Raw genomic sequence first — 11559 nt, forward strand, 5'->3', positions numbered from 1 at the left:
GCATCTGACGAACAATCTGAATCACGGGGCTGTGTCGTGGCCACAGCCAGAGCCTCCCATCACCCCATGATCCAGATCTAGCCCTGTAGTACTAGCCCTTGCCCACGCAGTGATCGGAGTCCCAGCCGACTGATACGGGCCCCGAGAACGTCAACTCCTGCCGCTGCCGCTGTCAGTACGGCTCGCCCCGACTCGATGACTTCCAGAGCGGCGTGGCGCTCACCGGCTTCCAAACACCAGCGAGCCAGTACGTCCGTCTCGGCGGCGACGAGTCGGGCCTGCTCAACGGGTCCGGAGCCGGGATGTCCCATCACCACCTCAACGACGCGGTGGTGCATCTCGTCGCGGATCGCCTCAACGTTGTTCCGAAGTTCGGCTGTCGTCCGCGGTCGACGAGGACGCCCGTGTGACGCGGCCCGCTCGTCGAGTACAGCGCGGGCACGGCGCCACACCTCGGTCTCGGTGCTTTGGCCGTAGTCCCTTTGGCCACGTCGCTCGGCACGAGCCATGCGTTCCGTGGCCAGCGCCTTGGCTCGCTCCAAGTAGCTGGCGGCCCGCGTCTTGACTCTCTCGTGGAAGCGAGGGTCGACCAGTACGTCGATGAGAGCCATCGCGGCCGTATCGAGGGCATGGACGCCATGAGGGTCGTCCTCGTCGTGGGCAGTTGCCGGAAACGTCCGTAGGTCGTGCGCCGTCAGTAGGGCACGTCCGTACTCGACGGTCTGCAGCGCCAGCGTTTCGGAGGGCTGATCGGACCACAGTAAGCAGTGCTTGAGCAGATCGGCGGCGACCGTTGCGTCGGCCGGTGCGCGCAGCACGTCGGCACGGGCGAGCAGGCACTGGGCGAGTTCGAAGGCCGCCGGAAGGTGCGCCCCGTCCGGTCCCAAGGCGGCGCGCACCGCTGCGACGGCGGTCAGGACCGCGTCGTCCAGAGCGCGCAGGTCGCTCGCGCGCAGGTACTCGGCGTAGTGTGCGGCGGCTAGCGCCGCGAAAGACCGAGCACGGCCGAGGAAAGCGCGAGCTGTGCGCAAGTCGTATGCGGCGTTGCTTATTTCAAATCGCCACAGCAACGCCTCACCGAGCGTGCCGAGCCAGGCCATACGGGTCGGGCTCAACTCCGGTAGGGCGGGGGATTCCAGGGCGTGGGTGAGGACAGTGATCAGCCGTTCCAGACGGGTGAGGCTGCCCTGACGCTCGAAGCTGAGCCGAAGGGTCGTGACGAACGCCCCCGTCCACTCCGCCCATTCGGCCGGGTCGAGTTCACCGGAACCGGCCAGGGAGAGGGCATCATCGAGGGCGGCCGCCGCTCTGTCTAGGAAGTCCGGCTCGACCGAGCGTTCGTACATGGCGAGGCAGCTGTAACCGAGACTCGCGTACACCCCCGGTGGGATGGAATCGCCTTGGATGTCGTGCACATCGCGCGATGCCCGTGCGTGCGCGAGGCTGAGATGGGTCTCGTAAGCCCTGTCCAGGTAGGAACTCTCATCTGAGAGCGCGTAGTGATATCGCTGCAGAGCCCCGATCGCACACAACCAGCTTGTCCACACGCCTTGTTCGACGCGTAGTGACGTTGGGTTAGTGGTCTCCCATAGAGAATCGGCTGCGGCTTTGAGATCGCCGACGTCACCTTCAGCTTGGTACCGCATCCGCAGCGCGGCCCCGAGCACGCCCGTCCACACCAGGGACGCGTCGCGCTCACCGGCTCCTTGAGCGAGCCGGATGGCCGCCTGCGCGTTGTCGACCGCCCGGTCGAGGTCCGAAGATCGCCCAATAGCCTCGTAGCGCAGCAGCAGGGACTGAGCCAGATCGCCGAGGGTGAAGGTCCATGCCCAAGGAAGCGGCTCATCGGTGCTGGAATCGATGGCCGTCTGTAGCCTGTCGACTGCCTGGTCCAGTGCTCCGGTGTCGCGGGTGCTGACTGACCGGAGGAGTCGGGTACGGTCGAGGGCGGAGAGCTGGATGTGCTCGGCGGTAGGGGCGTCGTCGACCTCATCTGAGGACGCGTTCAGCGCGTCGCGGATCTGGCAAGTGAGGACTAGCAGAGAGAAACTAGGAATCTCGCTCTCGTAGCCACGGGCGGCTGCCAGGGCAGGCCGAGGAGCTCGATAGGCCGTTCGGTCCCCGCCAGTGTGCACGCGAAGCAGGTCACGCAGCTCGTCCAACCGGTCCCCATCGTGTTCGACTCGTCCCTGAAGTTCGGTGCTTCGGGGCACGGCATATGGGGCGGGCACGTCGGGGAGACGATCGAGCCGCCTCCGTAGGGCCGGAAGGTCCGAGCCGAGGGCACTAGCCGCACCGAGCGCCGCGACGGCGTCGAGGAGCGTGCCCTCACGCCCCGCGCTCTCGTATGCGTCTAAGGCCCGCTCCCCGATGAGCCCTGCACGTCTCTCGAGCGGCAGCTCCCGCTCGTTCCCCCGGAGCCAACGGGCAGTCAACTGCTCAACGACAGCGACGAAATGCTGATGCTCTACCCGTGCCACTGCTGCCCCTCCCCGTACTGCTCCGGCAACAAGGGCACATTACTCGCGCCGGGGCGTCAGCGATGAGAATCGTCGGGAGACCGGGGCCACCGGCGCGGGCAGACTTGAACTGCCGACACCCGCTTTTCCCTGTGGAGGGTTATGACCTGCGGGGACGCCGGGGCCGTGGTCGTTGGCCTGGGCCGGGGAACCACTCGTGGCGTCAACTGTCTGTGATGCCTTGCTGGCTCTTCCTCTCTACTGCCGAAGAATGCTCATGATCTCGCTTGCCTTAGCGATCGCGGCCCTTGGGCCGTAAACCGCCATCGCCGTCAGCACTGCGGCACTGCCAGCGAGAACGAGATCGACACCTGCCGGAAGCCCCATCAGTACGCTGAGACAGAACGCTCCGGCTGCGGCAACGACGACTGCCGCCAGCCGAAGCCCTTCTCTGCTTGATACGGGAACCGCGCCGCGCAGGCTCTGCTCGGGCAGGAGCGTGCTCACCCTTCCAGCCGCGAACGCGTTTCCGATCTTTGCCAGGAGTGCGGCCAGGGTTCGAATCCCGGCGTCGCCTTTCGCATCCACTTGTGTCTCGGCCTGTTGGAGCTTGGCGACCACAAGTGCCGCGTGATGCTTGGCGTTGAGTTGCCGTGGAGACCCGCGACCGACACTGCTGGCGATTCTGTGAACGCGTAGCAGAGAGCGTCGGACGGTGGAGCATGTGTCGTCTAGGTGGCGGAGCGCTTGGTGCCTGTCACTCGTTCCGGCACTGGCCACAGCATCGCATGCCTCGATTGCGGCCATGATCGCCAGCAGCAGCCGGTAACCCGCGATGGCCTTGCTACGTTGGGCTGCCCACGTCAGGAGGGGCAGTGTCACAGCGGCCAACATGAGAGCTGATGGAGTTAGGCTCGGCTGCAACTGCTGCGTCTCGATCGTTTTGATCACGGCAATCAATAAGTCACCGGTACCGAGTCCGACCACGAAGGTGAGCAGCGAGTATCGGAGCTTCACGGACCCAGCTGTCTTCTGGCCGGCCTCACGGAACGACTGAATCGGCAGACCTGCCAGACCAAGCCGTTGCAGTGCCTCAGTTGTCGGTGTGATGTCTTTCTCGGAAGTTCTTGCATTCCAAGCCAACCACCACACCTGAAGTGGTGGAATTCGGCGCGCGATCCAGGCGAGGGAGCGGTAGGTCACGACCACGAGGGCGGTAAGTATCACGCCACCGATCACCGACCGTTGAACCGCGGCTACACGCTCCAAGTCAATGTTCATGGAGCGATCCTGGCGTAACGCACTGACACTCACGGGCGATCCGTCCTACGTGGTGACCTTCGCTGAAGGCCAGCCATAGCCGTGGGCATCGACACCATGCGCGAACGTTCGACTTCGGAGGTTTCTCGGGGAACCTCACCGGAACGCGTTCGCATGTCCGGCGCCTGCTAGTCAGTCGCCGTCGGTACCTGCTCAACCGGCCTCGGTATCGCACCTGGCACATCCATCGCCGAACTCAGCCCTGCTCCCGGCGACGTCTACGCCGGCTACGAAGAACTCGACGCCGAGTCAAGGACGAAGGACCCGCGCCTGGATGCTTACCGCTGTCGAGGGCCGTGTTCTCCGCCGCGCCCTGCGTCCTCGGCATCCACCTCCTCCGCACCGCCTACGACACCGAAGGACGAGCCGACGCGGGCTACGAGGAGATGGCGCCGCCCAATCCAGGGGACAGCCGTTACCGAGGCACGGTCACCGCCGTAAGTTTGCCGTCCCCAAGGTGGAGCCAGCCCCGGCCAGGAGCGAGAGGGCGACCGACAACGGAGTCTCCCGTCTTGATGCCGATCAAATCACCAGCGTGCCGCTCCTGAGGAGACAGCAGGAGTCCGCGGTGGGCTCTCTTCGCTTTGCCTAACCAGGGGTAGCTCGGCCCGAGCTTGTCTTCATCGCCGGCCAAGACCAGCGCTAAACCATCTTCGAAGCCATGCTCTAGCAAGTTCCGCAGTACACGCCGGGCATCGCACTCGCCCAAGACCTCCGCGTCGTCCATCACGACAACGACCGGCTCCTCAGCGGACGCCACTGACAGGGCCTCCTCAAGTTCGTCGTGCCCGATGTCGCCTTGATCGAAGCAAGCAACCACGCCGTCCCGATCGGCCAACTTCCGTAGAGGCGACGGCCTGGGCGTGGCCAAGGCGAGCTGGGCGCCAGATGCGAGGAGGGAGCGTGCGATGTTCACCAGCGCCGTGGAGCGACCTGACTTTGCGGGCCCGGCCACAACGAACGCGGGAGCAGTACCGGAGGCCAGATCAGGGCCATATGCGGCCAGGTTGTCGCCCCCGACACCCGCAAGTGCCCACAACCTCGGTGCCGCCGGATCGCGCATGGTCCACGCTTCATCGAAGCTGATGCTGGACGGCAATGAGGCAGTGCGTTGCTGCACCTCCAACGCGTCATGAGCTGCGTCCCACAGACCGAGCAACAGGACGTGATCCTCTTGCGTCAGGCTCGCCATGTGGGAGAACGCGACAAGTGCCTCCCGCTCGGGCAGCTCATCGTGGGTGTACCAGCGGATCCACGCATCCGACGAGATCCCCGTCTGCTCCTCCATATCGGTGAAGGACCACTTGCGCTTCAGCCTGTGTTCGTCAATGCGGCGATGCAGCGTGACCAACTCCATCCGCGCCGGGGAGCGGTCCACCTCGAACTCTCTGCTCTTCACTCCGTAGAACGTCGCGTTCGCCGGCCGTTGCTCCTCTGCGGCGTCAGCCATCCTGACGAAGCCTTCACTACGGCGAACTACACCAAGGAACACTCTCAACGCGTCCTTGTCGTGCCACAGAGCCTGCGCCGCATTGAGGATCAGTCCCTTCAATGACTCATGTGCGTAGTTGAACTGCGCAGAGTCTTGGTTGGCGTTGGCCGGTGTCTCCTTGCCGGCTGGTGGCTCTTCTGCTGCCTGCCCACTTGGGGCTCCGGCGTCCTGCTTCGGCAAGCCCTCGGAAGGCGCAGTCGCGTCGTTCACGTCACCGTCTCCGGCGGATGCTGTGGTATCTGCCGGAGGGTGTACTGATGCTTGGGCGACCGTTTCCCTGACGACCTGCTTCCACAGAGCCTTGAAACGATCAACTGGGGCGTCTACGTCGCTGTGTCGAGCGAATTCGGCCAGGACACGGGCGATCAACTCAAGGCGGCCCCACGGCGGTAAGTCTGGCTTCTGGAAAGTGTCCAACACTGCTTGGTGATTCACGATCCAGTAGTCCTGCACGTCCTTCCCGACACGGTCGCGAATAGCGCGTGCTGACGGGAGTCCCGCGTCCAGCCTCAGATCGTGGAGCTCGTCGTTCAGCTTCTTCAGGTCAGGCTGGTCAGCTAGATCGGGCCTCTTCCACGGCTGAGCGACCACTATCTCTGCCCCCTCCTGGTGCTTCTGCATCGTTTCCAAATCAGGCGCGTTGGCGCCTGTACTCACGGGCGTCAGGATCTGTCATGCGTGTCATGCAACTGCTGTTCTTGGCCGATGCTGTCAGCGATCGTCTTGAGTCGTCAGGGCCGCCCGGGAAGCACCCACGCTGGATGCACAACCCAGTCGGTACCATACGGAAGGTAGATCCTCATGGAACAGATCAGCGTGCGCCTCGTAGTCCTTCTGCTGGTCGGAGCCCTCGTCGTCGCCCTGACGCTGCATGCACCCGAAGTCGGCGCGGCCTTGGTGGGAGCCACTGCAGTGGTGGCACTACTTGCCCAACTCATGGGCCGCGAATGACCCTGCCGGAGCGGAGAAGCTTGCAGCGATGGGCCACCTGATCTCCCATGTGGGTCGATACCTTGCGGACGGCTCCACCGAACCCAGAGCACATCTGCGGCTTCATGGAACCTGTGGTGGTGGGTCTCAGCGTCGGTGGCGGTGTTCCGCAATGTCGGCCTGATTCAGCCAGTAGGCGATGTTGTTGCTGATGGTGGTGATGATGGGATGAGGAGGGTCTACGAGGCGTCGTGTGTCTGTGAGCATCCGAGTGAGAATGCCGACGGCTTCCCCGGGGTGGCCAGCGCGTCCGCGCCACATGGCGAGCTTGTCCAGTACCGACAATGTGGCGACGTGATCAGTGCCAAGGTGGCGTTCGATGTGGGTCAGCAGGGCCTGGTAGGTGTCGCTTGCCGTCTGTGCGTCGCCCGTTTCGCCCTGCCAGCGGCCAAGGCTATCGAGGGTCGTCAAAGTTTGGAGGTGGCCAGGGCCCAAGACGCGTTCCTGGTCGGGGAGGAGCTCTTGCAGTGCGGCGATGGCTGCCTGGGGTGCTCCTGCAAAGCCAAGCATGACGGCGAGGCTGTGGCGGGTGCTGAGAATCTCTGCGCCTTGAGGCACGAGGCGGCGCTGCTGATCACGGAGGACGTCCTCCAGTGCTTGTACAGCTTTCTGGGGCTCTCCTGCCCGGCCCAAGCACAGGGCGTGGCTGTGTCGGGAGCTGAGTGTGTCGGGGTGGAGAGGGCCGAGGACTCGGGTTCTGTCGGCGACGACGGCGGCGAGGTTCTCGGATGCGGTGGCCGGATCGGTTCTTTCCTGCAAACGGGCGAGGTTGTGGCGCGCTGTGAGCAGCTCGGGATGATCTGGGCCCAGGACCTCACCCATGTCGGGGATCAGCGCCTGATATCCGTCGATGGCCTTATCCGTCTCGCCCGCTGCTCCCTGCCAGCGGGCAAGGCTTTGCCTGGTCGTCAGGACGCGCAGGTGCCGGGGCCCGAGCGCTCGTGTTTGGTCGGGTAGCAGCGCTTCGAGCAAGCTGACGGCCTCGGCAGCGTTGCCTGCTTCGCCCAGCCAGCGGGCCAGATTGTGGCGGGCGGTCAGGGTGCCATCGGCATCAGGGCCGAACTCCTCTTCCATGAGGGGGATCAGCCTGCGGTAAGCGGCAGCGGCCTCTACTGCGTCACCCGCGACGCCCTTCCAATAACAAAGGTTGTGGAGAGTAGCGAGTATCGCCCCACGGCTCGCTCCGTTGCGCTGGCGGACAGCGAGAATTTCATTGAGGGCCGTGATGGCGCCGCTAGTGTCGCCGGCCGCACCTCGCTCGATTGCAAGGTTGTGACGAGTCACGAGCGTCTCGGGGGCCTCGTAGCCGAGCAACTGGATCTGGTCCGTCTCAAGACTTTCCAGGGTCTGGATTGCTCCGGCATGATCTCCGGCTTGGCTTTGCCAGCGGGACAGCTCGCTTCGGGCGACAAGGGCGTGCTGGTGGTCGGCTCCGAGGTGCCGGTGGGCGAGGGAGCGGAGCGCGTCGAAATGGTCGCGTGCCCAGGAAATGTCGCCGGATTCACCCGCGCTGGTGCCCAGCCGGAAGAGGACGGTGTACGCGGTGTCGTCCTGCCACAGGGGGTGGCTCTCGCCGTTCTGGTCGTGAGTGGCCAGCGAGCGGGCGCTGGCCCGCAGCCGTAGTGCGTGGTCCTGGTCGCGCTCGGTGTCGGGCCAGATGTCAAGCAGGGCGTGGGCAGCCGCTGGCAGGACGGTGTCCCTACGCTGTGTCCGGACGTCGTGCGATGAGCCAGAAGGTTGCTGCTCGCGCACAGCACGCTGGATGAGCTGGTGCACGCGGACCAACCATGCGTCGTCACAGCCCTCGCCCGGGGTGTGATCGATGAGATGGAGTCGGTCCAGCGTTGCCAAGGTGTGCTCGGCCTCGATCTCGTCGACGGGTCGGTCTGTTCTGCTGCGCTCGGTCAGCCAAGCGCGGGCGGCGCCGCTGGTGAACAGCGGGGCGGGAATGCCGGTTGTTCCGTCGAGGACGGCGGCCAGTTCCAGCATGGGGCGAGCCAGCATGCCGGTGTGCTGGTCGGCCTGGTCGACGGAGATGTCCCATAGCGCTGCGAGTGAGCTTGTCGTAGCACTGCCGCGCACAGCAGGGATCAGTCGTTCAAGGGTGAGCCGGCGGTCCGCGAGCAGGCTTCGGTAACGGGCGATGCTGCATGAGGCGTTGTAGTCGAGGTATGCGCCGGCCCGCGACAGCGCCAGGGGAAGATGACCGAGGTCATCGGCGAGCCCCGCCAGATCCGCGTCGGCCTTGGCGGGCACGGCCCGTTGCAGCGTGTTGCGCAGGTGGGTGAGGGATTCCTCGGCAGTGAAGACGCCAACCGATAGGAACGGATGTCCACTTGCCGTGACGAGGCCTCTTTCGCGGCTGCGCGTGGTGATGATGACCCTCCCACGACCGGCGGTGCGTCGAGGCATCCACAGTCCCTCAAGTGCGCCGGGGGACTGCACGTCGTCGAGGACGATGAGCCAGCTGAGTTCGGTGACACGGAGCCAGTTGAGGAATTGCTCAGCGGCATACGCGGTGTTCTCACCGCTGGGTACCAGCTCAAGATCGCGGGCTGCCTGAGCATAGGCATCGGTCACGGCAGGCGTGTTGTTCGCCGTCACCCACATCAGCATGTCCACTCCACGGCCTGCCTCGTCAGCGGCACGGTGGCAGTAGTCGGCGGCCAGGCTGGTTTTGCCGACGCCTCCGGCTCCTGTGATCACGCGGCCCGTAACAGCTGTGCTGGCTGCGTCCCCGATGTCACTGTCCTCGGGGCCATCCAGGTCGCGTGCCAGGGCATCGCGATGTCCCCGCTCGACGAGCACTTCGGCTGGTTCGGGGACCAGACCTATGCGCAGCTGCTTTGCGCTGCGGGGCTTATCGCCAAGCCGCTTCTGCGTGCGAGTCCCGGACGCCGCAGTGTCGCGGCGGGTTGTGGTTCTGCTTTGCTCGGCCGCTCGGCGTAGATTCTCCCACCGAGCACGGGACTGTGGCCCGGGCCTGGAACCGGCGCGGCTATCGAGGAGTTCGGTCAGGAAGGCGAAAGACGCCCCGGCCCGCGGAACACTCTGAGCGCTGAACCACGCGCTGAGAGTGCTCTTGGTCAGGGCGACGGGAGGAGACTGCCGCTTGCCCAGCTGGATGATCTGACCGAACGTGAGCCCAGATGCTTGCCGATTTGCCCTCAGCTCCTCGGCCAGGCGTGAGGCTGCTGCCGGGACGTCCACCATGCCATTCCCCGTTCGTTCCGAACCTTCTACGAACCCTATTCCTTGCCTGTCTGACCACCACATACCTGTAGTTCGGCGGGAGTTACTGCTCGCCGAACCCCGATCCGAACAGGTCAGGTGACGTGTGATCGATCGCTTGGTTGGTCAAGTCCACGGATGGGATAGACAATGCGCATTCTCTGTCGTAAAGCCCGGTATGTGTGGCGAACGCCAAGGCTGCGGCGGCGGATCGCCACTCTCGTTGTGCGGTGGATTGTCGGTGCCGCGCTGCGGACACTGGCGGGCTTCTTGTGGGGGTGGTGGACCAGCTAGTGACGGACTTCGGGGCCGGGTTGGTCGCCGCCAGAGACGGCGCGGGGTGGGTCTGATCCAGCCGCGGCCCCGGTATCCGCCGAATCGCTGAAAAGAGAACTGGCGATCGACGTGGACAGATCGAGGCTGAACCTCGAATCGGTACGGGCGACGGCAACGTCAGCGCCCGAGACCCACGTCCTTGATCCCGCGTTGGAGTACGGACTGTCGAGGTATCCACGGTCTGGCCGGGAGGGGGCAAAGAAAACACCGTCGGTGCCCCTGCGATCAGAGCACGCTTGCCCAGCCCGGCACGATGGTCACGACGGATCGCCGCGTACAGCTCAGACCTCGAATTCGACGCCATCGGCGGCCCCATCGGCATGGAGCACCCTCCTGCTCCCACCGCAAGCCCCAGGTATTGCTGGAACTCATCAAGACCGTTCCCCGCGAACTCCCGGTGTTGTCCGCGCTCAACGACAACCGTTGCTGGAAATCCTCTACATACTCAGCCGTCCCGACCGGCAGGGCCGACTGAGCGCCTCCGCGGCGCTGGGCTGCCCGCCGTGTATCTCGGACCGTGCACCGCACAATGCGTGGCCGGCCGTACCCCTCTCAACGGATTCGCCGCAGGTTGCTTTAGACAAACGCAAGCGCACGGAAGGTGTTGCGGACGTCGGTCAGGGGCTGGCGGTCGCGGGTGTAGTAGAGCTTGTTGGTCAGGAGTACGGCCCAGCGCCCCTGGTGGGGTGAGATCCACATGCCGGTGCCGGTGAAGCCGTAGTGGACCCAGATGCCCTCATCGGAGTGCGTGCCAGGGGCGGGGTGCCAGAACAGGCCGCGCGCTGGTTCCAGGGTGCCGGTCTGGATGATCAGTGACTGCCTGGTCCAGTCGGGGCCGAATCCGGCTTGCCCGTGGCTGGTTGAGGTGTCCAGCATGTAGCGCAGGAAGACGGCGAGGTCGTCGAGGACGGTGAAGGCGCCGGCGATCCCGCACACTCCGCCCAGGAGGCGGGCGGAGAAGTCGTGGGCGACGCCCTTGAGGTGGGTGTCGGTGTCCTGGTCGAGTTCGGTTGGTGCGCACCCCGTGGTGATCTCGGCGGGCAGGGGTCCGAAGCGGGTGGAGCGCATGCCCAGCGGCTGCCAGGTCCGTTCCGTGGCGAGCTGGTCGAGGCGTCGCCCGGAGAGGTATTCGGCGAGGTATCCGAGGATGAGGGCAGCTCGGTCGGTGTACTCGACGGCCTCGCCGGGCGGGCGGTGCAGGGCCTCGTGAAGGACGCCGTCGCGGATGTCCTGGGGGTCGGTGCCGTAGAGGTTCTTGAGCTGGGCGCGGAGCGGTACGCCAGCGGTGTGGGTGAGTAGTTGACGGGTGGTCACCGCACGGAGCGGGTGGCCGTCGACCTCGGACCAGAAGACACCGAGCGGGGTGTCGAGGTCGAGCTTGCCTTCCTCCCACAGGGCTCCGATGGACGACCACACGGCGAGGATCTTGGTGAGGCTGGCGGCGTCGAAGACGGTGTCGGGCTGCATCGGCACGTTCGGGTCGTTGGGGTCTAGGACCCCGGTGGCGCCGTGGGCGCGGGTGCCGGTGGCGTCACCGACTGCCCATACGGCGCCGGGGTAGACCTTGTCGCGGACGCCTTCGTTCAGGAGGGCTTCGATGCGGTCGGTGCTGTACGTCATGGTCTCCCTGTTCGCCGTGGCCAACCCGCAGGATCAGCGTAGTGACGCGGGCGGGACCAGTGGGGCAATGGCGCGTCGGACGTCGGCTGCGGGGGCTGGTCGGCGTGTGTC

General features: G+C 65.3%; 6 protein-coding genes. 1 reads left to right on the forward strand and 5 read right to left on the reverse strand.

Annotation, left to right across the window (positions count from 1 at the left end; genetic code table 11):
- Positions 1–77: 77 nt before the first annotated feature.
- The 3 genes from ACFWN1_RS03475 to ACFWN1_RS03485 form a co-directional block, all read right to left on the reverse strand.
- Positions 78–2162, reverse strand: coding sequence for a hypothetical protein (locus tag ACFWN1_RS03475; protein WP_384357722.1), 2085 nt, complete (start codon positions 2160–2162; stop codon positions 78–80).
- Between the two features lie 555 nt (positions 2163–2717).
- Positions 2718–3740: a hypothetical protein gene (locus tag ACFWN1_RS03480; protein ID WP_384357724.1), complete on the reverse strand. Its 1023-nt coding sequence runs from the start codon at positions 3738–3740 to the stop codon at positions 2718–2720.
- Between the two features lie 454 nt (positions 3741–4194).
- Positions 4195–5928 carry a hypothetical protein gene (locus ACFWN1_RS03485; protein WP_384357726.1) on the reverse strand — a complete coding sequence of 578 codons (1734 nt, stop codon included), beginning with the start codon at positions 5926–5928 and terminating at the stop codon, positions 4195–4197.
- 144 nt (positions 5929–6072) lie between these two features.
- Here ACFWN1_RS03485 and ACFWN1_RS03490 point away from each other — a divergent pair, with 144 nt between their 5' ends.
- Positions 6073–6222 (forward strand): hypothetical protein, encoded by a 150-nt coding sequence (locus ACFWN1_RS03490; protein WP_189855739.1) that lies wholly within the window; start codon positions 6073–6075, stop codon positions 6220–6222.
- Positions 6223–6348: 126 nt separating this feature from the next.
- Here the strand turns inward: ACFWN1_RS03490 and ACFWN1_RS03495 are convergent, their stop codons facing one another.
- Positions 6349–9474 (reverse strand): tetratricopeptide repeat protein, encoded by a 3126-nt coding sequence (locus ACFWN1_RS03495; protein WP_384357729.1) that lies wholly within the window; start codon positions 9472–9474, stop codon positions 6349–6351.
- Between the two features lie 930 nt (positions 9475–10404).
- Positions 10405–11448: a serine hydrolase domain-containing protein gene (locus tag ACFWN1_RS03500; RefSeq protein ID WP_384357731.1), complete on the reverse strand. Its 1044-nt coding sequence runs from the start codon at positions 11446–11448 to the stop codon at positions 10405–10407.
- Positions 11449–11559 lie beyond the last annotated feature (111 nt).

Source organism: Streptomyces sp. NPDC058459, assembly GCF_042721685.1.
Lineage (GTDB): Bacteria > Actinomycetota > Actinomycetes > Streptomycetales > Streptomycetaceae > Streptomyces.

What these genes read in the sequence shown, in the direction of transcription:
- ACFWN1_RS03480 (WP_384357724.1), bottom strand. Translation starts at nt 3,740, where the DNA reads ATGAACATTGACTTGGAGCGTGTAGCCGCGGTTCAACGGTCGGTGATC.
- ACFWN1_RS03490 (WP_189855739.1), top strand. Translation starts at nt 6,073, where the DNA reads ATGGAACAGATCAGCGTGCGCCTCGTAGTCCTTCTGCTGGTCGGAGCC.
- ACFWN1_RS03495 (WP_384357729.1), bottom strand. Translation starts at nt 9,474, where the DNA reads ATGGTGGACGTCCCGGCAGCAGCCTCACGCCTGGCCGAGGAGCTGAGG.
- ACFWN1_RS03500 (WP_384357731.1), bottom strand. Translation starts at nt 11,448, where the DNA reads ATGACGTACAGCACCGACCGCATCGAAGCCCTCCTGAACGAAGGCGTC.